The following is a 22,637-nucleotide window of genomic DNA, read 5'->3' as shown; positions in this document are numbered from 1 at the left end:
GCGTGCTTACGACTTATTCGCTAACTGTCCGCAGGCAGCATCTATATCTTTGCCGCGGCTCTTGCGTATGCGTGTAGTAATACCGTGGCTCTCGAGCAGGTGCATATACATGTCCAATACCTCCGGAGTGGCCTGCTGAAATTCGCCATCATCGATCGGGTTGTATTCGATGAGATTTACTTTGGAAGGAACGATCTTGCAGAACTTCAACAATGCCTTGGCGTGCTCTTCAGTATCATTAATGCCTTTCCACACAACATACTCGTACGTAACTTTTCGTTTGGTTTTATCATACCAGTAACGGAGCGCATCGCCCAATTCATCCAACGGGTTGGTATCGTTAATTGGCATGATGGACGAACGCGTTTTGTCCAGCGCAGCATGTAGTGATACCGCCAGGTTAAACTTTACACCATCGTCAGCCATTTTCATAATCATCTTGGCAATGCCCACAGTAGAAACGGTAATTCGTTTCGAAGCCATGTTCAATCCTTTCTGCGAAGTGATCTTGTCGATAGCCGAGATTACGTTGCTATAGTTCAGCAAAGGTTCGCCCATACCCATGAAAACTATATTGGTAAGGGGACGACCAAAAAATAATTCTGATTGTTCCTTGATGGCCACTACCTGGTCGTAGATCTCGTCTGGTGTCAGGTTGCGCTGACGCTTCAGTCGTGCCGTTGCGCAGAACTTGCATGCAAGACTGCAACCCACCTGTGACGATACACAGGCCGTGATGCGTTTCTCCGTAGGGATAAGTACAGACTCCACCACCATGCCATCAAAAAGTGTTACTGCGTTTTTAATCGTGCCATCAGCACTGCGCTGCATGTGGTCTACCTTGATGTGATTGATGGTGAAATGCTCCTTCAGCATATCGCGCAAGCCTATGGAGAGGTTGGTCATCTGGTCAAAACTCTTGGCCGATTTATTCCAGAGCCATTCGTAAACCTGTTGAGCCCGGAACGCTTTTTCCCCATGCTGCACGAAAAATTCTTTTAATTCGTCCAGTTTAAGCTTTCGTATATCGCGTTTAGAAACTGTCTCCACCATAACGGGTGCAAAGGTACGCAAGAAAAATATTAACCTTTCATCTGTGTAGGATTCTGGCGTGAATCAAAAATATCTGTTATGTAAATCGTGTTGTCAGCTCGTAATAGATGGTTTTGTAAGGATCTTGGGCCTGCGATGGTGTTTGGATTGTGGTCTTAGGTATTCTTCGTGTTGTCCTAAAAATTGTTTTATCTGCCAACGAATCGATCCTGAACAGAAGTTTATCTGCTATTTCTTCGATTTTCTCTTCTGGGATACCTCGGACTCTAAGGAAGTTAATGGATCGTTGTAAATTTTCTTTTGCCTGTAACGTAAAAATAACCTTCACTTTCTAACGCTTCTGTTTTATATAGTCTTTGATAAGGTTTTAAAATTCCTCAGATGAATAAACTCTACCAGCTTTAATATCCTCTTCCGCTTTCAGAGCGCCTTCAATTATCGCTTCTTTGATGCGTGCTTCCTGCTGAGCCTTCTCCAGAATCTCATAAACGTTGTTAAGTATATCAGGATTATTCTCGGTCTCCACCAGCTTCTGAATTTCGTTTTTAATCTCTGCAACTTTCATAGCTGTAACGATATCATTTTATTCTCACAAAAATTTTGGTCTCGCATGCGCGCGATGCGTTGGATATGATCAGTGAATCAGCTTCGAATTTCTCTACCGTAAAACTCTCCAGTATCGTACGCGATTTTTTATCCAGGAAATGCAGCGCATCTCCGCTGAATTTATAGAGCAACGACTTGGAGTTGTAAGATTTACTTTTGCTTACAATGCGCGTACTCTCTTCGGCTACATTTTTTTCTTTGAATTGAAGAACCTGTGGTGTAGCCCCCGACATACTTTTCATATCATCAACCACTTCTTCAATGCCGGTCTCTTCATTGCTATCGAGGTTTTCATCCAGGCAACTGGTTTGTTTAACGAGCTGCCATTTGCCAATAATAGATTGCGCCTGCGATGTAGCATAGCTTAAACATAAGGCCAGGGCCATCAGGAAAAGGGCTATACGAGCATTCATAAAACGTCAGGTTTATTTTCAAATTTACTCAAAATTCAAGCCACTCGCTTTCATCATCGATACAGCTTTTGAAAACTCACTTTATTGCGCGAAATTCCGGCCCTTCAGAAAGCTAAATCAATATGACAAAAAGTAACGCAATTGTACTTACCGGTGGATTCCTCGACACCGGCAGCTCTAAGACTGCGCACGGATTGATCCGCGGCACAGATCGCTTTACGATCGTTGGTGTCATCGACAGTAAACACCCGGGTAAAGATGCCGGTGAAGTGCTGGACGGGCGTAAAAGAAATATTCCGATCTACGCCTCCATCGCTGATTTTGTAAAGAACGCTCCGGTAAAAGCTACCCATTGTGTAGTAGGGGTTGCTACCAAAGGCGGTGTAATTCCGGATTCGCTTCGTGCCCTGCTCAAAGAAGCTCTTGACAGCGGGTATAACCTGGTAAATGGATTACATGAATATGTGTCGGATATACCGGAGCTGGCAGACCTGGCCAAACAAAAAGGCCTTGAAATAATTGATGTTCGTAAACCTAAAAAATTCAGAGACCTTCATTTCTGGACTGGCAAAATTAAGGAAGTGAAGTGCCCGAAGATAGCGGTGTTAGGAACCGACTGCGCTTTAGGTAAACGCACCACAACACGATTTCTCGTAGAGGCTATGCGCAGAGCAGGCTATAAAGCGGAAATGATTTTTACCGGGCAAACCGGTTGGATGCAAGGCGCTAAACATGGTTTTGTTTTCGATTCAACCCTGAATGATTTTATATCAGGAGAGATGGAGCATGCCATTGTAACCTGCTACAATGAAGAGAAGCCCGATATCATTTTTATTGAAGGGCAATCATCGCTGCGCAACCCGAGCGGACCAGCTGGAGCAGAGTGGATTGTTTCTGCGGATGCCGATGCCGTTGTGTTGCAGCATAACCCTGCCCGCAAGCAATATAAAGATATGGAATATTATCCTGCCTACATAGCTGATCCCAAGGATGAGATTGCTTTGATCCGTATATATGGTGCGCCTACCGTGGCATTAACTATAAATACTGCCAAGATGAACGAGCAGGAAGCACGTACGTATGCGCAGCAATATGAAGCGCAGCTGGGTATACCGGTAGTACTTCCGTTGGAAGATGGTGTAGACAGTTTGGTACCTGTATTCGAAACACTGATCAAGAAAAGTCTTGCGCAGGTTTAACCTATAGTTCGATTTTCAAATTAACGATACATGACGAAGATTAAAGAAGTAAAAGTTTGGAGTGTAGACCTCGGCAACACCAAACCCTATACCATTGCTTTTAAAACAGTAGACGAAGTGCGGAATGCTTTTGTCGAAATTACACTCGATAACGGTTTAACCGGTATTGGCTCGGGCAACCCCAGCGAATATGTGGTGGGTGAAACGCTCGATCAATGCCTGGAAGCACTGGAAGAAAAAAATCTCGAGTTCCTCATCGGCCGTGATATACGCGAATTCAATCAGCTGACATTCGATGTATGGAAAAAATTTCCGGAGAACCCCTCTGCACGTGCAGCACTGGATATAGCCCTGCACGATGTGTTTACGAAATACCTGGATATACCGCTGGTTAAATTCCTGGGACAGAAAATCAAGAAGCTCCCTACTTCCAACACGATTGGTATAAAGAACGTGGAGGAAACGCTGAGGGAAGCAAAAGACTATATCCAGCGCGGCTTTAAAGTATTGAAAGTAAAGCTTGGCCACAGCCTGGATGAAGATGTAGAACGCCTGATGAAACTGCGTGAAGAACTGGGCAATGGTGTGGTGATACGCGTGGATGCAAACCAGGGATATACCGTACATCAAACCATTGAACTGTACGGGCGTGCTTACGATCTGAATCTCGAATTGATCGAACAACCCTTACCTGCGCATGATATAGCAGAGATGAAAGGCTTGCCGAAAGAAGTGCGAAAAGTTCTGGCTGCCGATGAATCGCTCATCACTCCGGCGGATGCTATCGAGCTGGTAAAGCCTCCAAAAGCGGCAGCTATATTTAACATCAAGCTGATGAAATGTGGCGGTATCAGTCAGGCGTTGAAAATTGCAGATATAGCGCTGCATGAAAGTATAGATCTCTTCTGGGGATGTAACGATGAAAGTATTGTAAGTATAACTGCTGCATTGCACGCTGCCTACTCGTGTGCCAATACCAAGTATATCGATCTGGATGGAAGTCTTGATCTGGCGCGTGATGTTGTGAAAGGCGGCTTTATTCTGAAAGATGGCTATATGTATTGCTCGGATAAACCAGGACTTGGTGTAGAGCGTATTGGATAGATATAACTATACTTCGCCCGAAGTAACATTTACTTCGGGCGAAGTATGTATGTAACATCTTATGACGTTTTCGCTGCCAACGGATGCGCTTCTTGTATATTAATCCTCGTTTATATAATTGAAATTCCCTTCGCCACCCATATACTTATTGTGTAGTTTTTGATATTTGCTCTTGTCGGAACCCTTGATCTCTTTGCCGTTTATTCTGATAGAACCGTCATCACTCCAGTTTATCTCTCTTATCTTCTCATCTGTTTTGATGTAGCCGTCTTTCACTAATTCTTTGCTCAGCTCAGCTTCAAACTTTTTCATGTTCTCTTCCTGCGTTTTCAACTTCAGTTCGATACGCTGCATTTGCTGTTCGTGTTCCTTTTCCCAACGCTTCATACTTTCTTCCTGAATGGCCATTGCTTTTTCCATCGCGGCCATTGCTTCTTCACGCACTGCCATTTCCTTCTCAACGGCAGCCATCTTGTGAGATAGATCTATTTCATCCACTTTTGCCCGAAGCTCGTCAAGATGTTTATCGTCATATTTACTTTTCAGTTCTTCCATCATTTTTTCAAAGTCAACTTCATGTGTTTTATAGAACTCACTGAATTTTTCTTTGAATGTTCTTTCGAATTCCTGCGCAGCTTCTTCCCACTGATGATCGTTCCAGGCAGGAGCAGCGGGAACTGGCGGTATACTGTCGAGTAGCAAATCTATATTCATCATCGTCGGAAATGCCGGGAAGTCTGGGAATGCAGGAATAGAAGGAACGTCTACGGTAACATCCATGGGCGCCAGCGGAGCCAGTATATCTTCATCGCCTTCGCGGCTCTCGACAACTTCTTCGTGTGTATTACCATTTTCATCTGTTGTGGTAATTACCTTTCGGGAATAACTCGCAGATTTATTTTTGTTTTTGATGATGGTATCAGATTGAAGTTGTTTTTCATCGTCCGCTATATTTTGAATGGTTGCTTTTTCCGAGCGACTCATCGTTAACCACGATGCACACATCAAGCCCACTACCAGAAGTGCAACGGGAATGATCCGATCGCGACCTGAATAATTTTTTGCAGATTTTTCCATAAGTCTTTTGATTCGTTTGAGTAATAGATTTTTATTGTCAGCAAGCGATAATGCTATACCTGCCTGGCTAAGTCTTGTCTCTTCCAATTGTACCAATGCTGTTGCATATAGTTTTGCATTGCCCGTGCAAGTGACGACAGCATCATCACAACAATGTTCGCGCTCGTTGCGAATGATGGTGGATAGTATCCAGACAAATGGATTAAAGAAGAGGAATGCTTCCATGAACATCTGGAACAAATTCACGAGATAATCATGTCGTTTGATGTGAATAAGCTCATGCAGGAAAATTGCTTCGAGTTGGTCAGCAGAAAGCCCGCTGAGCATACCCGTAGGTATAATAATTAGTGGCTTAATATACCCTAATACAACCGGGGCGTGTACGCGTGCCGATTGCGCCAGTGCTATAGGGCGCTGAATCTTAAGTTGTGCAGCCAATGTTTGTACGCGTGCATTCCATTCTTCTGCCATATATAGAGAATCCCTGCGCAGCATGGATACATATATACTGCCTCCGGCTACCCGCAGTAAGAAGAAAATAGCTCCGGCAAACCAGCATACAATAAACCATTGCATGTTGGCGTCCATAAACTGCCTGATTGTTAATAATAAACCACCGTGAGTCTGATTAGCAATATGATAATTGTAGTCCTGCGTTAATGTCAGCGTATGTATCGCAGTCGGTATACTCTCCGTGGTATATAATTTCGTAAAGGTAATGCCGATGGCTATTACCAATATTAAGAGTCCTGCCAGCGCAATAGTATACCGATAGTTCGAAGCGCGCGAAGGTATAATTTTGAGTAACAGCGCAACAATGCCTGTAATAATGAGACCTTGCCAAAGCGAGTGAACAAGTGTCCATCCCAATGCTTCTGCTATCGATGATGAAAGAAAATCAGGTGCGTTCATGATTCACCTCCTTCGAGTTTTTCCAGGTATTTTTTGATCTCGTGAAGTTCTTCTTTGGAAGATTTTTTATTGCCGAGGGCACTCATTACCAACTGCGCTGCTGATCCCTGAAACACCGTATTGATCATCTTGTCAAGAATCTGCTGCTGCGTACTTTCCAATGATGGCACTGCTTTATAGAGATGCAGCTTGCCGTTCTTTTGGCGTGTTACCAATCCTTTTTCGTGCATGATCTGCATAAATTTCAGAATGGTGGTATACCCGTTGGCTCCTTCACCGCCCATCGCTTCGTGAACCTCACGCACCGACACAGCTCCCTTGTCCCACAACACTTGCAGGATCTCCAACTCTTTTTCAGTTGGTTTTATGTTTTTCTTCGTCATAGTACGAACTTTTTCGTAGAACAAGTTTAAGGATGATCAATCACTCCTGCAAGTCTTTTACGAATTATTTCGTAGATGGTTTCGAAAAAATAGAGTGCCGTTCAGGACATCTCTATATATATTAATGACTTGTGCGTATTAAATACCGGCTTCGATCTGGAAGCGAAGCTGCCAGTTGTTATGATTAGCCGCACTGCCTGCCAGCCAGGTGTTTTCTTCGTATGTGAGATCGCTTTGCAGTTTGAGGCGATGGCCACGTATATATTTTGTAACGCCCACGGTATACTGTTGTATTTTCTCTTCGAGCGTTTGAATATCATTGTCAGGCCTTACTTGTGAGTAACGTCCTACTACTTCAAAATTGTTTTTGAAGAGATAGCTTCCCTGGAAATTTTGTCCGTGCCCTACATATACAAAGCGTTGGTCGCCATCTTCGTTGGTGGTGATGGGATTGGCAGCCGTACGTCTCAGGTACTCAGCTGCAAATGACCAGCCGTTATACTTCAATAGAAAATCAGCCATGTTGGTTTGTATATCGCGCGATGCGTACAAAAATTTTCCCAACTGTCCACCCGTGCGTATAGCGTTCTGGTTGTTTGAATATGTAATACCAAACGATACCTTCGGCTTGGGCTCCCGCGCCAGGTCGCCTTCAAAGTAGTCGCCACCATTGGTGAATTTACCGAAGGGTAACAATTCAAGGCGCCCTGTATAGGCAAGCCCGCGATCGGATGAAGTTATATTACGACCATCACCGGAAGATATAGCGGCACGCAATACATAGTTCAATCCCTGCAGCGCATTGTTGTAGTAGAACTGTACTCCAAAGTCGCGATCGATGTTGAAGGTTGAATTTACAATCGAGCGATCCGGAAGTTGTAAGTCACCGGAAGAATTAACACGCTGACGGTTGCCGGGGAGTTTAGTCTGGCCGAGCCCGATCGAAAAATGTTCGTTAACACTATATTGAATCATAGCATCACGAATTACATTGGGGAAACCGGTATCATCGTAATCCATATCCGCTCGTGAAAAAGCAAGTTGAATGAGATACGTAAGCCGGGTGGTATAGATAAAGCCATCGAAGCGTAGGCGTAGTCTGCGGGTTCTTGCTTCAACACTTTTTATATCAAGATTACTTTCACTTTCCGAAACAAAAGCCAGCCGGTTTTGCATTCGGAAGCGAATGTTCAACATAAAAAGACTGTCCGGAGAAATAATGCCGAGCCCTTTTCCATACGTAAAATAGGGAGACGGAGAGATGACGGGTTGTTGCGCCTGTGCAAATCCTGTCAACTCACAAAAAAAAATAAACACGATCGTCCAGACACCCGCCTGCAGTTGTTTCATAGAGGTAAACTTTGGGCGCGAAGATCACGAAAGAATAATGGAAATAAAAGTGATTATTCTTTGGCCGCGTAGAGGTGATCGTACTTGCGCTTCAGCATGGGGTAAGTCGCTACAGCGCCCAGAATGATGAGTGTACCGATGTAAAAATTTACGCCCATTTTTTCCTGGTTGCCGAATACGATCACCGCCATGATAATGCCATAGAGAGGTTCCAGGTTGAGTGTGAGCTGCAACAGAAATACGCTGATCTTCTTCATTAACTCCACGGCAACGGAGTATGCGTATACCGAACATACACCCGCCAGCAAGCCTATATATAGCAGGTCCATCCACGATGGTACCAGATGCAACGTATTATCAGTTGCCCATGTATACTTATATACCGGGAGAAATAATCCGATGGAGAGGAACACTCCGATCATTTCATAAAATGTAATGGTAAAAGCCGGAATGCTGCGCACAAATTTTGCATTGAACACGGAGAACAATGCAGAGGTAAATCCTGCAAGTATACCCAGCGCTAATCCGAGTTTATACTGGAAGTCGAACGAGAAGATGATATATAGTCCGATGATAACAACAAGGCCCAGCAGCAATTCGAATTTCTTAATGCGTGTGCGGTTAAACCACGGTTCGAGTAAAGCGGCCCATAGGGAATTCGTTGCAAAGCCTACTAAACTTACGGATACGTTAGACACACGTGCTGCACCGAAGAACGCCATCCAGTGAATGGCTACAATAGCACCAATGAGCAGAAGTCTCATCAACTGAGTGCCTGTAACTGCGAACGTTCCTTTTGTAGCAACGATCACTATACCCATACCGATTACAGCCATGATGGCGCGGTAAAAAACCATTTCAACAGCCGGTATAGTTACCAGCTTACCTATTATTGCAGAGAAACCCCAAAGAAAAACTATAAAATGCAGTTTCAGATAATCGTTACGCGATGCCATTTAGCGGGGAACGTATTTATACATGATGAGTGATATGATACCAAAGATGATGTTGGGTATCCACACCGAAATCTGAGGAGGCATGGATCCGTTTTCTGCGAAGGTACGGAAGAGTGTAAAGAACAAAATGAAGATGAAAGATAGCAAGAATCCGAGTGCGATCTGCAAACCTGTTCCTCCACGACTTTTACGTGACGATACAATCACCGCCATAAACACCAGTATAAAAATGGTGAAGGGCGCAGTATAGCGGGTATATTTCTCAACCTCGTATACTTCAATGCCGGTGGAGCCACGCGAACGAAGTGTCTTTATATACTTGTTCAGTTCGTTCAGTGTCATACCATCGTATTTGCGATAGTCGCTTTCAAATTCTTTCGGGTGTATAACAAGCGCTGTATCCAATGTAGTGCCGCTTTTGATGGAGTCCGTGGTAACAACACGTTTGGAAGTTTCAAAGCCGGGTTTTGCTTCAGGGCCGGATGTTGTTTCAAATATACTCTGCACATTATGGATGCGCCAGTCGCGCAGCGTCCACTTTTGTTTGGCCGTGTCCCATTCAACACGACTTGCCGTAAGTTTCTCGATCATCTTGTTATCCTGGAAGCGCTCGAGTGTAAACTGGTAGCCGGTGTTGTTGGTATTGTTGTAGCTTTTCATGTAGAGGTATACATCGGGAGCTACCTGTATATGTATATTCTGTTTGTCGTAGTAATATTTATTCTTGAGGTACTGTACTTCAAACGCAAGTTTTGATTTGTTGGAGTTGGGTATTACCCAGCCGTTGAGTATGAAACTGAGTATTGCAATAAAGAACGATCCGATAAAATAGGGCAGCATCATTCTTCTGAAACTGATGCCTGCACTTAATATAGCGATTACTTCGGTGCGACCAGCCATGCGCGAGCATACATATACCGTAGCGATAAAGATGGTAATGGGTGTTACAAGGCTACCGATCCACGGAATGAAGTCGAGGTAGTAACCAAAGATCTGCCCGGAAGTTAACTGTGCTTTCGCAAACTTGTCCATCTTGTCGGTCATATCAATAACGGATATAACTGCCAGCAGAATTACCACCACGAAGAAGAATGTGCTGAGGAACTGTTTGAGAATATATTTATCCAGTAGTTTCATATCTATAGTCTATAGCATACAGCGGAATGAAGTACTATTTTTATACTGCATACTGCGGTGGTCTTTATAATCGTTGCGAAACCGTTTTAACCATCTTATTTTTCCATTCGGCAAACGTTCCTGCCACTATCTGCTTGCGCGCTTCCTTCACCAGCCAAAGGTAAAATGTAAGGTTATGGATCGAAGCAATTTGCGCGCCTAAAATTTCTTTGTTGATGATGAGGTGACGTAAATAAGCTTTTGAATGAAACGTACTCACGTAGCCACCCAGTGTAGCGTCAATCGGTGAAAGATCATCCTTCCACTTTTCATTCCGGATATTTATAATTCCCTGCGTTGTAAAAAGCATGCCATTGCGCGCATTGCGTGTTGGCATTACACAGTCGAACATATCTATACCCAGGGCTATACATTCCAGAATGTTTTCAGGTGTGCCAACGCCCATCAGGTAGCGTGGTTTGTCCTTCGGAAGAATGCCGCATACTAAACTTGTCATGGCATACATATCTTCATGAGGTTCACCTACTGACAACCCACCGATGGCATTGCCAGGTTGATTCTGTGAAGCTATATATTCAGCCGATTGCTCGCGCAGATCTTTATATACACTGCCCTGTACAATGGGGAAGAGCACTTGCTCGTATCCGTATTTAGGTTCTGTAGTTTGAATACGGTTCACACATCGCGTTAACCATTGATGCGTGAGCTCCATGGATTTTTTTGCATAACCATACTCGCATGGATACGGTGTACACTCATCAAATGCCATAATGATATCGGCACCGATGGAGCGTTGTATATCCATTACATTTTCAGGTGTGAAGTGATGACGTGATCCGTCAATATGTGATTTGAAGGTAACGCCTTCTTCAACAATCTTACGGTTGGCTGCGAGCGAATATACCTGGTAGCCACCGCTGTCGGTGAGGATAGGATGATTCCATCCGTTGAATTTATGAAGGCCACCCGCTTGCTCGAGCACGCCCAGTCCCGGACGAAGGTATAAATGATATGTGTTACCCAGAATGATCTGGGCCTGTACATCATTCTCCAGTTCGCGTTGATGAACGGCTTTTACCGATCCTGCTGTGCCCACAGGCATGAAGATCGGTGTTTGTATTTCACCGTGATCGGTTTGTAAAACGCCCGCCCGTGCAGATGACTTCGGATCGTTTGCTGTTAATTCAAATTTCATAGCGCAATTGCGCTGCAAAAATAGAATAATCGGCCCGACTAGCTACTACGTTTCGGGATAAGGAATTTTGATGAAGTACGCTTGTATGTTTTTTAATGAATACCGGAGCCCAGGTATGAATCAACGTTTTGCTGCGTGATCACTTCCAGCGGGAAAAGATCCGTGCCTGGAGTTCCTTTCTTGAACATCAGGTGGTTTACCAGGTGACTGATACCTAAAGATGCTTGTCGCTTGGGATTCTGATTGATCAGAAAATCGATGATGCCGCTCTTCAGGTATCGTAGATTTTCGTCCAGTATATCGTATCCTACCAGGCGAATATCTTTTTTGCCATGCTTCTCCAGCAAGGATGCTGTTACGGAAGTTCCTTTGGATGTACTCACGAAGATGCCGCGCAACGCAGGATCTTCCAGTAATTCTTCGAGTTGTTTTTGGAAAGAAGGATCTTTTGGATTGAGAATAAAGTCGATGATCGAAAAGTTGATCTTGCCTTTATCTTTAAAGTATTCGCGGAAACCTTTTTCTTTTTCCAACAAGTGAACCGAGTCGTGAATGTCTTCGTCAATGTGCAGCACGGCTAATGTGCCGGGTTGATGCTGGCCAAAGTATAGCAACTCAGCACCTACTCTTCCGCTTTGATACAGGTTTTGTCCTATAAAACTCAGTGGAGATGCCTCCGGTATATTGGTGTTGAAGAGAACGTACGGTATATCCGTTTCGCGGAACAGTTCGAAGATTGGTAAAGCTTCGTGATAGAATATAGGGGCGATTAATATACCATCCGGTTTAGCGAGGTATACTTCGTGCGCCATTTTCTGAAATGAGTTTTTATCAAGCAGGTCGAATAAAAACAATTCTACTTGTATACCATATTGAGCCCACTCGGTTTGTGCCTGTGTTATACCCAGATTTGATTGCGCCCAATATGGATCTTGTTTCGGATCGGGGAGTAACGCGGCTATTCTGTAATTTTTATTGGAGCCCAGTGTGCGGGCTATCAGGTTTGGTTTGTAGTCAATCTGCTCCATTACTTCGGTAACCTTCTTCAAGGCTTCCGGTGATACTCTTCCGCGGTTGTGTAATACGCGGTCTACCGTACCTACAGATACACCGGCCAGTTTGGCGATGTCTTTAATGCGAATGTTCTTATCAACCATACTCTAAAATTTCAGAATTGCCTTTTTGTGCGAAAACGTTACCAAAAAGGCGGTTTACAAATGTTTTCGAACACAAATTAAATGTGTGCGCACACATTTTAAAAATTTTCTTGCTTTTATTTCTTTCATATTCTACTTTGGAGTTATGATTTCGCTTCTGGAATATTTTGCCGGACGCGTTTTCATGCAAAAGAAAGTTTTTATATCCAAACCAAAACCAAAATGAAAAATGTTCACCACCACTGCCAAGCTGCCTGTACGGGCAACAAAGCAGGCAACGGCTCTTCGGTAGCCTCAGATTCTCCTTAAGTACTTTATACTCTCTTTTAATCTGACGAATGAAGTTCTGCGGTACTTCATCGAGATAGATGCGGAAGGAGTATAGATGGTTCAGATATTCACAACGACTTGCCAGTGTCACGCCCTGGTACGTCATAAAAAGATACTCAGTGTACTCGTTATAGGTTTAAGAGTACATTTGGTTTGGTTGAGTTAGTAGGGTAGGTCCAGCCTGCCCTACTCTTTAAAAAAATAAAGTATATACTCAGTCAGTATGTGAATCCTGAATTCTCAGAACAGCCTATATATTCTTTTCATTCTATTCCTGTGCAGGGTAAAGCGTGGCAGGCGCCATGCCGATCGATGAAAGGTAACTGAAAGTTATTGCATACACAGACAGTTATTTTATATGTAGCGTACAGTAAAAGTTGTTTTGCTTATGGCTGCATATAGTTTAGGAATAGTGAGGTTGGAGTCTCGGTTTATTCAACAACTTTTCTTTCGGGTTTCTATTTTGTTTTATAAGGTAATTGCAGCTGATGTTATAGATCGGTATATATAGCCGGTATATAGCAAGGGGTAATTGCATGAATCCAAGAACTGTGCTTGCTCATCTTCCACCATATCAAGAAAACGATGTGCTACAGCAGCTAGCCCTCGGAAGCGAAACAGCTTTTAAACAGCTGTATGATCGCTACTGGCATAGCATCTATAAAGTAACAAAGCGGTATACCCGGTCATCTGCGTTGGCGGAAGATATTGTTCAGGAAATATTCTCTACGCTGTGGAATAAACGATCCGAGTTTACAGAAGTACTTCACCTGGAGTATTACCTGATTACCATGGCGCGAAATCTAACCTATAAAACACTTCGCAAGCTGGCGTATGAAGAGCACGCGAAAAGTAAATTTACGTTGGAGCGCACCCTGGTAGATGATAGTCTCGATGATTTTCTACTGGAGAAACAGTACGAGCAGCTCGTGCAGCAGGCCGTAAAATTATTGCCCACGCAGCAGAAGCAGATATTTCAAATGGCGAAAGTTGAAGGACTGAGTCATGAAGTAATTGCGCAACAACTGAATATATCCCGATTCACGGTAAAAACGCACATGGCCAAGGCGCTGCAATTTATTCGTCATTACCTGCAGCCGCATGTAGGCACCTATGTATTGCATTTCATCATGTTTAAAATGATGATGATGCTATAGGACACGATTTTCTTTTTTTTCAATGAAGTATAGCCGTGCCGGATTTCTTCCTGCTGTTATACTTCTCTATACCAAGCTGAATAAAATTTTAAACACCATTACGGTGTTGTGGCATGTTGTTGCCGTTCAGTTTTCTGTTGCCAATTAGTTTCTGATAATCTCGAAAGAAATATTTCACATTTTTTTAACACTGACTACACCTTCCACCTTCCTCAGGTACTCTTTACCTATAGAAGGCAGAAATATGACTACAACTATAGATGCCACTATTTTAAAATGAACATGAACAACCTGGACGACCTGATACAACGATACCTGAATAATACAGCTTCTGATGAAGAGCGCGCCACGTTAATGGCGATGATCCGGTCAGGGCAGTATGAAGATGATATTAAAGACATGATCTCGGAAGAGCTTCGTGCTGAATTGCTGCACAACCAGACGCCCGATCTTGTAGCACAGGCAAAGTCTGAGGTGATCTTTAAAAAGATACTGGACGCTCGTACACCCGAGTCTGAAAAAATGTGGATCGACCGTAACGATCAATCGCCAACAAAATTCAAAAATGCCTGGAGATTTATCGGCTACGCTGCAGCTTCCTTGCTGTTATTGGCAACGGCAGGTATACTGCTATATACACAACGTTCGCAGCCTCAAACTGAAACGGCTTTTGAAAAGCAGCCCGATACCAGTTGGGTAAAGATATTTAACGGGCAGACACACGTTGAGAAAATTACTTTAGAGGACGGCAGTATAATATCGCTCGAACCCGGCAGCGAAATACAGTATCCTGAAAAGTTCGGTGATAAACGCGAGATATGCCTTACCGGTGAAGCGTTTTTTGAAATCAAGAAAGATGCAGCACATCCCTTCCTGGTATATACCAATGAAGTTACAACCAAAGTACTCGGTACAAGTTTTCGTATCAAGGCACATCAACAGTCTAAGGAAATTATAGTTGCTGTAACAACCGGTAAAGTATCTGTATTTGCAAAGCCCGATGCAAGTGCAGAAAAAATACAGGAGGTTACACTTACACCCAATTTGCAGGCCGTGTATGACCGGATGCAGCAGAGTGTGGTGAAGAAAATTGTAGAGCATCCAAGCATCATCAAACCGCCATCATCCAAAAATTATTATACCAATGTAAAAGTGATAAACCTGTTAAGCGCGCTGAGCGAGAGCTATGGTGTTGAAATAAAATATAGCGAAGTGATGCTGGCCAACTGCACGCTTACTACGGATATTATGGATGAAGAAGGTTTGTACGACCAGCTCGAAGTAATCTGTAACGCACTGGGCGCCCGCTATGCCATGGAGGGAGCCACCATCGTAATTGAATCCAATGGCTGTGAAAAAAGTAATGTTAAACCTTAACCTGCTGTGCCTATGAGATAAGCCTACAGAAATACATATAAAAAAAGAGGCCGATGATGTTACGAGCATCACCAGCCCTTTTCCAGGTGGCATGATGGAGATCATGCAGCCCAATAGTTTTTGCCCTTGTTCAAAACAAAAACATTTCAATTTATGAATAAACCTAAACCGGTTCAAGAAACATTATTGTTTCTTATGAGAGTTACATTGATCCATATTCTCCTGACAACCTTCTCCGTAGCGTTCGTGTATGCAGTGGACACTATGGGACAAAAGGTGCTGGATAAAAAAATTACACTGGATGTTGAAAGTGAAGACTTCCAACAAGCGCTCATCAAGATCAGCGAGCAGGCTAAAGTAAAATTTGCTTATAGCCCCGAGCTGGTAGAAGATCAGAAACGTGTTACCCTGCACGTGAAAGATGCAAAACTCGAAGAAGTACTGGCTGCCTTACTGGGGCCGGATGTAAACTATAAAGTTGTTGGCAAACGTATTGTACTTCGCCCGGTAAACCCCGATGGCGAAGATGCGAGTAAAAGCGATGCAAACACTCGTGTCATACCTGATCCCATTACTGTATCGGGTACGGTTAAGGATGGTGCGGGCGCACCGATACCAGGCGTGTCGGTGTTGCTGAAAGGTACATCGACTGGTACGACCACGGATACCGATGGTAAATTTACCATCACGGTTAATTCTGAAAATGATATACTCGTTATTTCCTTCATCGGTTTTGCTACGCAGGAAGTTGCCGTGCAGAACAGAACTACCATTGATGTAGTGTTGGCAGAAGATGTTACCGAACTGAACGAAGTAGTAGTAACAGCATTGGGTATTGAGAAAGAAAGAAAGTCGCTGGGATATTCTGTTACCGAAGTGAAAGGCGAGCAGTTTACACAGGCACGCGAAACCAACGTAGCAAACTCGCTGGTAGGTAAAATTGCCGGTGTTAACGTAAGTTCTGTAGCGGGTGGTCCGGGTGCATCAACCAGTGTTATTATACGCGGTGCATCGACACTTACAGGAAGCAATCAGCCGCTATATGTAATCAACGGTGTGCCGATGAGTAACGAGAGTGCTCAGCTGGTAGGTCGTTGGGTGAATGAGACAGACCGTGGTGATGGTATCGGAAATATAAACCCGGATGATATCGAATCTATATCGGTATTGAAAGGTGCAGCCGCAGCTGCGCTATACGGATCACGCGCAAAAGCCGGTGTTATACTTATTACAACGAAGAGCGGTAAAGGTGCCGGTACAATTGAGCTGAACTCAAACTATGTAGCCGAGTCTGTTATGGATTTGACTGACTGGCAATATCAATATGGTCTCGGTTCCAATGGAACCAAGCCTGCTACACAACAAGCTGCATTGGATGCTGGTAACAGCAGCTGGGGTGCGAAGCTCGATGGGTCGAACGTAATCAACTTCGATGGTGTATCACGCCCCTATACTGCGCATAAAAATAACATGGAAGATTTTTATCGCACCGGCAGCACATTTACCAATACACTTTCTTTCAGCAAAGGATTTGACAACGGAGGTATACGTTTATCAGCAAGCAACCTGAAAAACAATTCTATCATTCCAAATGCAGGTTTGAAAAGAAATTCATTCAACCTCTCGGTTAACTTTTCACCTGTTAAGAGATTTACTGTTGATGCTCGTGCAAACTATGTAGTGGATGATGTAAAGAACCGTCCGTTACTTTCTGACGGTGCCGGTAACGCAAACTTCCAGGCTATGTTCCTGCCAACCAGCATGAACATTAATGATCTGAAGCCAGGTACAAAAGAAGATGGTTCCGAGTTATCATTCTCCAACAACACATACGCAACCAACCCATGGTTTGCTGCCGAGAAGTTTATCAACAACACCAAGCGTGAGCGTTTCATCGGATCGATGACGATGCGCTATACATTTGATAACGGCTTCTTTGTTCAGGGACGTGCCGGTCGCGATTCATATACCGATCGCATGACAAACGTGTTGCCTTCCGGTACAGCCTATTTACCTATAGGACGTGTTACGGAAACAACAACCAAGTTCTACGAATTGAACGCAGATGTACTCATCGGAAAACAATTTAAAGTAGGAACCGATTTTGTTATCACGCCAAATTTAGGAGCGAACCTGCGCAAGCAGGAAGCTGAAATGTCACAGCTTATCGGTAATGATCTGGCAGTACCATTTACCTATAGCATTACCAACGCGAAGAACAAGACTGTTAACTATACCGACTTTAACCAGGAGATTCAATCTGTATACGGAACACTTGAACTTGCGTATAAGAATTACCTGTTCTTGACTGCTACGGGGCGTAACGACTGGTTCTCTACCTTGGCTGTGCCCGGTGTAAATCTGTCGGCATCAGCGATGGATATATTCTATCCTTCTGTAAGTGGTTCATTTGTATTCTCAGAACTATGGAATCTCGGTCAATCATTTACCTTTGGTAAACTGCGTGCCGGTTATGCTAAAGTAGGACAAGCTACAGATCCGTATCAGACTGTATTGAACTATGGTATAGATGCCCGCACTATAAACGGATATCCGATCGGTACAATCATCAACACGGCTATACCCAACAGCGACCTGAAACCTTCAGAAGCAACGGAAGTAGAAATAGGTACTGAATTAGGTTTCCTCGAAAACCGTGTGCGCTTAGATCTTACGTGGTATAACAAAAAATCTACCAACGAAATTGTAAAAGCTCCTGCGTCAATCACGTCCGGATATACTTCGGTGGTGTTGAACATTGGTGAGTTGAAGAACACCGGTTTGGAAATGTTGCTGACTACAACGCCTGTTAAAAAGCAGGACTTCCAGTGGGTGTCATCACTCAACGGTTCTGTTAACAACAACGAAGTAGTTAAACTGGCAGACGGACAGAAGACGCTGGCAGTAGGCGAGTCACGAAGTGGTAACGGCTTTACACAACATATAGTAGGTGAGGCTGCACACCAGATCATGGCGTTCGATTACCTGCGCGATGCGAATGGTGAAATTGTAGTAAACGCAAATGGAGTTCCGCAGCGTGGTGATCTGAAGTCATACGGTTCTGCATATCATAAGTGGACAGCCGGCTGGAACAACGAATTCTCCTTCAAGCAATTCTCCATGTCATTCCTGATCGATGGTAAATTTGGTGGCAAGATATTCTCCGCTACTGATTACTATGGTTACCAGTTTGGTTTGCATAAAGCAACGTTGGTTGGTCGCGAAGAAACGTTTGGAGAGAACAATGCTTCGTCACAACGTTACTATGGCGATTTCTCCAACAACGTGTCATCAACGTTTGTTCATGATGCAAGCTTCATCAAGTTCCGTCAGTTTACATTGGGATATACTATACCGGGCCAGGTGCTGAACAATGTAGTGAAGAGCGCTACTGTTAGTTTTGTAGCACGCAACCTGTTTATACTGATGAAGAAGACGGATAACATCGATCCGGAATCTAACTTCTCGAATTACGCTCCTGGTCTTGAACTGGGCGGTGTACCTCCGGTAAGAACCTATGGTTTTAACGTGAATGTTAAGTTCTAAAGAAGTATCCACTATTACCGATTCAACTTATGAAAAGAAAATTTCTGACCTATATATCATTGGCAGTTGCAGGTGCAATGATTTCAACAAGTTGTACAGATGACTTCGCTGAAACCAATACAGATCCTACCGCCTATAGCCCCGCCAACTATGAGCCTAACTATTTGTTAACCGCTTCGCAACTCATGTATACCGGAAGCTTTGATAACGCGTATGAAACATGGCGCGGTAATCTGATCTATGCTTCTACCATGATGCAACAGCTCTCTACCGTTATCGGGTATTGGGCTGGTGATAAATATATACTGAATCCCGACTATGCTTCTGCTTATTGGGACAAAGCATATCCTGACCAGGTAAAGCCTGTGGTAGAACTTGTGCAGTTTACCAAAGACAAAGAGAAGTATAAGAACCTTCACCAGGTGGGAAGAATTATGCGTGCTCTTATTCTACAGCGTATAACCGATCTGTATGGCGATGTTCCTTACTTCGATGCCGGTATGGGTTATTATAGCAAAAACTATTTCCCGGTATACGACAAGCAGGAAGATATATATACTGACCTGATGAAGGAAATAGAAGAAGCTACCAATGCACTGGATGCAAGTGCTGATAAGCCTATCGGTGACATGATCTATGATGGCGACATCGAGAAGTGGAGACGCTTCGGTAACACGCTGTTGCTGCGTACAGCCATGCGCCTTACCAAGATAGATCCTGAAAGAGCGAAGCAGTATGTAACCAAAGTTGCCGGTAAAACCATGCAGAGCAATGATGATAACGCTATCCTCCAACATGATGCTTCCGGGGCGTGGACAACACAAAACAGAAACAGTATCGTATTGCTGAAAGGTCCGGAAAATCAGAACGTAAAACTGTCGAAGTCTTATGTTGATTTCCTGAAGAACAACAATGATCCTCGTCTTGCTGTTATAGCCGTTACCAATCCTACATTTGATCCATCGGGTAATGCTACCGGAGGAAACGCAGATCCGGCTGTACAGAAAGGTATGCCGAATGGTTATGATCTTGGAGGCGTTCGCCCGATAACCGGTGCCCCCGGATATACTACTGTAGGCGATTACTCAAGTCTTAGTCCAAGTTTGTTAAGTCTTGCAGGTCCTTCCTTTATACTTACCTACGCCGAGTCAGAGTTATTGCTGGCCGATGCAGCACAACGGTGGGGTGTTGGTGGCGATGCAGAGACACACTATAACAATGGCGTGAAGGCAGGCATCACATACTTCAGTCAGTATCCAAATGTAGGCAACCTCGATGCTGCTGCTGATGATTACCTCGCAGATCATCCATACGATGCAGACAACGGTCTTGAAATGATCAATACACAATTCTGGGCAGCAACGTTACTCAATGGTTATGAAGCATGGTTTAACTGGAGAAGATCAGGCTTCCCGAATCTCACGCCTGTAAACTACCCGGGCAACGCAACCGGCGGTGCTATACCCCGCAGATTTCCATACCCGGTATCAGAGGCAAACAACAACCCGACTAACTATAAAACAGCGCACGATGCTGTGCCGGGAGGCGACAATCTCTCCGGTCATGTTTGGTGGGACAAACAATAGTAGCACTCTCGTATAAATTTGGTTTAGAAGAAGAAGAGGCCTTGGTTTTTACCGGGGCCTTCTTTTTAGCTGCGAGCCTTGAGTTATGAGCCATGAGGGTGCTGCTGGCTGCTGGAAACGGCTATGTATTTTTCTCCTGTGGCTATGAGCCAACGGACAAGCTACCGGCCGCCGGCTTACGGGCACTGGAGAAGAAAAACAGACAAACCTCCAGCAGCTAGTAGCCAGCCTTTTTTTCTCGCGGCTCACAGCTCAAGGCTCGCAGCTATTTCAAGTTGTAACTGCGGTCGGCAGGTTAATTTCTCCCGTTCCCTTTTATCCTAAAACAGTCGTTTTATCTTTGTGACTTCCATAAACAGAAGTCGCTTGCAAATCATATTTATTATTTTTTCAGTTCTTGCAGGAATACAGGTTATCTATCTTTTGGTATTTCTAATTGGCCTTTCCAGGAAAAAGGAAGATGCAACGCGAACACAATCTTTGCCGGTATCCATAGTTATTTGTGCGCACGATGAAGAACAGAATCTTCACGAGCTGGTGCCGCAGTTACTGGCGCAAGACTACCCGGAGTTTGAGATCGTAGTCATTGACGATCGCTCCAACGACAGCACCTTCGACTGGCTCCTGGAGGAAACCAAGAAAGATCATCGCCTGCGCATGGTGCACGTTAACCGTACTCCGCCTCATGTTAATGGTAAAAAATATGGTATAACATTAGGCATCAAGGCTGCAAAGTACGAATGGATATTGCTGACCGATGCCGACTGCCGGCCACAAAGTAATCAATGGCTTAACACCGTAAGCTCACAGTTCAGTGAGTCTACAAACTTTGTGTTGGGTACATCTCCTTATTTAAAAGTGCCAGGCCTGCTTAATTTTTTCATTCGCTTTGAGACACTGCTTACGGCTATTCAATATTTTTCTTTTGCGCTTCTGGGTAACCCTTACATGGGTGTTGGCCGTAATATGGCCTATCGGAAATCTATGTTCCTCGACAAGAAAGGATTTAATAATTATCTGAATGTTACCGGCGGTGATGACGACCTGTTCGTGAATCAACATGCTACTGGTAAAAATACACAGGTTATCATGGGGCACGACTCACTGGTATTTTCGATTCCCAAAACCACGTGGTCATCTTTCTTCAGGCAGAAAATCAGACATTTATCCGTTGGCAAGCTCTATAAATTTAAACATCGCTTTTTGTTAGGACTCTTTACATTAACCTGGATGCTTACCTGGTTTGTGGGCATTCCATTGTTGTTTGTGCCAGAACTAACATACCTGATAGCAGGAATATTAGTTTTTCGTATCGTTTTGCTAACTATTCTGGCAAATTATGCATCTAAGAAGTTGGGACATCGGTTTGAGGCATGGATCGTACCGCTTTTAGATTTTATTTATGCCTTTTATTATCTTGTCACCGGCCTCACGGCGTTAGTGTCCAAAAAAGTACGATGGAAGAATTAGAAGAAGAAGAAAGTAGATTCTCGTCAAAAGCACTGGAAGATTTCCGTTTGATTGATATGGCCGTAGGAGGCGATGACAGCTCCTATGCCAAACTCATGCAACGGTATAAGCGCCCGGTATACCACATGATTCTGAAAATGGTTCGTAATGTTGACGATGCAGAAGATCTTACCATCGAATCTTTCGCGAAGGCTTTTCGAAGTCTGCACCGCTTTAAAAAAGATTTTACATTCAGTACATGGCTCTTTCGTATTGCTACTAACAATACCATCGACTTTATACGCAAGAAGAAGCTGAACACCCTCAGCATTGAAAATACGTTTACAGACGATGATGGTCAATCCGTTTCCATCGATGTGGAAGATGAAAATCTCGATCCGCAGGAAGAAACCATCAAGTCACAAAAGGCCGAACTGATCCAGGTGTTTGTTGATAAGCTTCCGGCTAAATATCAGAAGCTGGTGCGCCTGCGCTACTTCCACGAATTATCGTATGAAGAAATAGCAGAAGAGCTGGATGCACCGCTTGGTACCGTAAAAGCCCAATTGCACCGCGCGCGCGAACTCATGTTCGAGATGGTGAAGAACAAGCGCGATCATATATAGTATATTTCTTTTCATTTTTGATTT

At 43.9% G+C, this 22,637-nt stretch carries 19 protein-coding genes; 9 read left to right on the top strand and 10 right to left on the bottom strand.

Going from position 1 to position 22,637, the window contains the following annotated elements:
- Positions 1 to 6 precede the first annotated feature (6 nt).
- The 3 genes from rlmN to ACFQ21_RS14425 form a co-directional block, all read right to left on the bottom strand.
- Complete coding sequence (gene rlmN / locus ACFQ21_RS14435; RefSeq protein ID WP_377580140.1) at positions 7 to 1,050, bottom strand: 23S rRNA (adenine(2503)-C(2))-methyltransferase RlmN; 1,044 nt, start codon at positions 1,048 to 1,050, stop codon at positions 7 to 9.
- 370 nt (positions 1,051 to 1,420) lie between these two features.
- The gene (locus ACFQ21_RS14430; RefSeq protein ID WP_377579957.1) at positions 1,421 to 1,618 is read right to left on the bottom strand and encodes a hypothetical protein; all 198 of its coding nucleotides are present in this window, start codon (positions 1,616 to 1,618) and stop codon (positions 1,421 to 1,423) included.
- Between the two features lie 13 nt (positions 1,619 to 1,631).
- Positions 1,632 to 2,072, bottom strand: a complete 441-nt coding sequence (locus ACFQ21_RS14425; RefSeq protein ID WP_377579955.1) for a hypothetical protein — start codon at positions 2,070 to 2,072, stop codon at positions 1,632 to 1,634.
- Between the two features lie 122 nt (positions 2,073 to 2,194).
- Here ACFQ21_RS14425 and ACFQ21_RS14420 point away from each other — a divergent pair, with 122 nt between their 5' ends.
- Positions 2,195 to 3,271 carry a DUF1611 domain-containing protein gene (locus ACFQ21_RS14420; protein WP_377579953.1) on the top strand — a complete coding sequence of 359 codons (1,077 nt, stop codon included), beginning with the start codon at positions 2,195 to 2,197 and terminating at the stop codon, positions 3,269 to 3,271.
- 30 nt (positions 3,272 to 3,301) lie between these two features.
- Positions 3,302 to 4,375: a mandelate racemase/muconate lactonizing enzyme family protein gene (locus ACFQ21_RS14415; RefSeq protein ID WP_377579951.1), complete on the top strand. Its 1,074-nt coding sequence runs from the start codon at positions 3,302 to 3,304 to the stop codon at positions 4,373 to 4,375.
- Between the two features lie 99 nt (positions 4,376 to 4,474).
- Here ACFQ21_RS14415 and ACFQ21_RS14410 read toward each other — a convergent pair whose 3' ends face one another.
- From ACFQ21_RS14410 to ACFQ21_RS14380, 7 genes are all read right to left on the bottom strand, one after another.
- Entirely contained in the window at positions 4,475 to 6,364 is a 1,890-nt protein-coding gene (locus tag ACFQ21_RS14410; protein ID WP_377579949.1) for a M56 family metallopeptidase, read from the bottom strand.
- Positions 6,361 to 6,747: a BlaI/MecI/CopY family transcriptional regulator gene (locus ACFQ21_RS14405; protein WP_377579947.1), complete on the bottom strand. Its 387-nt coding sequence runs from the start codon at positions 6,745 to 6,747 to the stop codon at positions 6,361 to 6,363. Before ACFQ21_RS14405 ends, ACFQ21_RS14410 begins: the two co-directional genes overlap by 4 nt.
- 138 nt (positions 6,748 to 6,885) lie before the next feature.
- Positions 6,886 to 8,097 (bottom strand): porin, encoded by a 1,212-nt coding sequence (locus ACFQ21_RS14400; RefSeq protein WP_377579945.1) that lies wholly within the window; start codon positions 8,095 to 8,097, stop codon positions 6,886 to 6,888.
- 53 nt (positions 8,098 to 8,150) lie between these two features.
- A complete protein-coding gene (locus ACFQ21_RS14395; RefSeq protein ID WP_377579942.1) occupies positions 8,151 to 9,053 on the bottom strand; it encodes a DMT family transporter in 903 nt (300 codons plus the stop codon).
- The gene (locus ACFQ21_RS14390) at positions 9,054 to 10,190 is read right to left on the bottom strand and encodes an LptF/LptG family permease (RefSeq protein WP_377579940.1); all 1,137 of its coding nucleotides are present in this window, start codon (positions 10,188 to 10,190) and stop codon (positions 9,054 to 9,056) included.
- A 64-nt stretch (positions 10,191 to 10,254) separates the two neighbouring features.
- A complete protein-coding gene (gene tgt, locus ACFQ21_RS14385) occupies positions 10,255 to 11,385 on the bottom strand; it encodes a tRNA guanosine(34) transglycosylase Tgt (RefSeq protein ID WP_377579938.1) in 1,131 nt (376 codons plus the stop codon).
- A gap of 92 nt (positions 11,386 to 11,477) precedes the next feature.
- The gene (locus tag ACFQ21_RS14380) at positions 11,478 to 12,542 is read right to left on the bottom strand and encodes a LacI family DNA-binding transcriptional regulator (protein WP_377579936.1); all 1,065 of its coding nucleotides are present in this window, start codon (positions 12,540 to 12,542) and stop codon (positions 11,478 to 11,480) included.
- 917 nt (positions 12,543 to 13,459) lie between these two features.
- Between ACFQ21_RS14380 and ACFQ21_RS14375 the strand changes: the two genes are divergently transcribed.
- From ACFQ21_RS14375 to ACFQ21_RS14345, 7 genes are all read left to right on the top strand, one after another.
- Positions 13,460 to 14,029, top strand: a complete 570-nt coding sequence (locus ACFQ21_RS14375; RefSeq protein ID WP_377579934.1) for an RNA polymerase sigma factor — start codon at positions 13,460 to 13,462, stop codon at positions 14,027 to 14,029.
- Positions 14,030 to 14,051: 22 nt separating this feature from the next.
- Positions 14,052 to 14,177 carry a hypothetical protein gene (locus ACFQ21_RS14370; RefSeq protein ID WP_377579932.1) on the top strand — a complete coding sequence of 42 codons (126 nt, stop codon included), beginning with the start codon at positions 14,052 to 14,054 and terminating at the stop codon, positions 14,175 to 14,177.
- Positions 14,178 to 14,311: 134 nt separating this feature from the next.
- Positions 14,312 to 15,406, top strand: coding sequence for a FecR family protein (locus ACFQ21_RS14365; RefSeq protein ID WP_377579930.1), 1,095 nt, complete (start codon positions 14,312 to 14,314; stop codon positions 15,404 to 15,406).
- A 195-nt stretch (positions 15,407 to 15,601) separates the two neighbouring features.
- Positions 15,602 to 18,952 carry a SusC/RagA family TonB-linked outer membrane protein gene (locus tag ACFQ21_RS14360; RefSeq protein WP_377579929.1) on the top strand — a complete coding sequence of 1,117 codons (3,351 nt, stop codon included), beginning with the start codon at positions 15,602 to 15,604 and terminating at the stop codon, positions 18,950 to 18,952.
- A gap of 29 nt (positions 18,953 to 18,981) precedes the next feature.
- The gene (locus ACFQ21_RS14355) at positions 18,982 to 20,538 is read left to right on the top strand and encodes a SusD/RagB family nutrient-binding outer membrane lipoprotein (protein ID WP_377579928.1); all 1,557 of its coding nucleotides are present in this window, start codon (positions 18,982 to 18,984) and stop codon (positions 20,536 to 20,538) included.
- Positions 20,539 to 20,961: 423 nt separating this feature from the next.
- The gene (locus ACFQ21_RS14350; protein WP_377579927.1) at positions 20,962 to 22,008 is read left to right on the top strand and encodes a glycosyltransferase; all 1,047 of its coding nucleotides are present in this window, start codon (positions 20,962 to 20,964) and stop codon (positions 22,006 to 22,008) included.
- Positions 21,996 to 22,613, top strand: coding sequence for an RNA polymerase sigma factor (locus tag ACFQ21_RS14345; protein ID WP_377579926.1), 618 nt, complete (start codon positions 21,996 to 21,998; stop codon positions 22,611 to 22,613). Before ACFQ21_RS14350 ends, ACFQ21_RS14345 begins: the two co-directional genes overlap by 13 nt.
- The last annotated feature ends 24 nt before the right edge of the window (positions 22,614 to 22,637 follow it).

This window comes from Ohtaekwangia kribbensis (genome assembly GCF_042676245.1).
GTDB classification, from domain to species: domain Bacteria; phylum Bacteroidota; class Bacteroidia; order Cytophagales; family Cyclobacteriaceae; genus Ohtaekwangia; species Ohtaekwangia kribbensis.
This window is presented reverse-complemented; position numbering and strand designations above follow the sequence as displayed.

Excerpts from the sequence above, each read along its gene's own strand:
- ACFQ21_RS14405 (WP_377579947.1), bottom strand. The coding sequence starts at position 6,747 with ATGACGAAGAAAAACATAAAACCAACTGAAAAAGAGTTGGAGATCCTG.
- ACFQ21_RS14415 (WP_377579951.1), top strand. The coding sequence starts at position 3,302 with ATGACGAAGATTAAAGAAGTAAAAGTTTGGAGTGTAGACCTCGGCAAC.
- ACFQ21_RS14400 (WP_377579945.1), bottom strand. The coding sequence starts at position 8,097 with ATGAAACAACTGCAGGCGGGTGTCTGGACGATCGTGTTTATTTTTTTT.
- ACFQ21_RS14360 (WP_377579929.1), top strand. The coding sequence starts at position 15,602 with ATGAGAGTTACATTGATCCATATTCTCCTGACAACCTTCTCCGTAGCG.
- ACFQ21_RS14425 (WP_377579955.1), bottom strand. The coding sequence starts at position 2,072 with ATGAATGCTCGTATAGCCCTTTTCCTGATGGCCCTGGCCTTATGTTTA.
- ACFQ21_RS14395 (WP_377579942.1), bottom strand. The coding sequence starts at position 9,053 with ATGGCATCGCGTAACGATTATCTGAAACTGCATTTTATAGTTTTTCTT.
- ACFQ21_RS14365 (WP_377579930.1), top strand. The coding sequence starts at position 14,312 with ATGAACAACCTGGACGACCTGATACAACGATACCTGAATAATACAGCT.
- tgt (WP_377579938.1), bottom strand. The coding sequence starts at position 11,385 with ATGAAATTTGAATTAACAGCAAACGATCCGAAGTCATCTGCACGGGCG.
- ACFQ21_RS14345 (WP_377579926.1), top strand. The coding sequence starts at position 21,996 with ATGGAAGAATTAGAAGAAGAAGAAAGTAGATTCTCGTCAAAAGCACTG.
- ACFQ21_RS14430 (WP_377579957.1), bottom strand. The coding sequence starts at position 1,618 with ATGAAAGTTGCAGAGATTAAAAACGAAATTCAGAAGCTGGTGGAGACC.
- ACFQ21_RS14420 (WP_377579953.1), top strand. The coding sequence starts at position 2,195 with ATGACAAAAAGTAACGCAATTGTACTTACCGGTGGATTCCTCGACACC.
- ACFQ21_RS14380 (WP_377579936.1), bottom strand. The coding sequence starts at position 12,542 with ATGGTTGATAAGAACATTCGCATTAAAGACATCGCCAAACTGGCCGGT.
- ACFQ21_RS14390 (WP_377579940.1), bottom strand. The coding sequence starts at position 10,190 with ATGAAACTACTGGATAAATATATTCTCAAACAGTTCCTCAGCACATTC.
- ACFQ21_RS14410 (WP_377579949.1), bottom strand. The coding sequence starts at position 6,364 with ATGAACGCACCTGATTTTCTTTCATCATCGATAGCAGAAGCATTGGGA.
- ACFQ21_RS14355 (WP_377579928.1), top strand. The coding sequence starts at position 18,982 with ATGAAAAGAAAATTTCTGACCTATATATCATTGGCAGTTGCAGGTGCA.
- ACFQ21_RS14370 (WP_377579932.1), top strand. The coding sequence starts at position 14,052 with ATGAAGTATAGCCGTGCCGGATTTCTTCCTGCTGTTATACTTCTCTAT.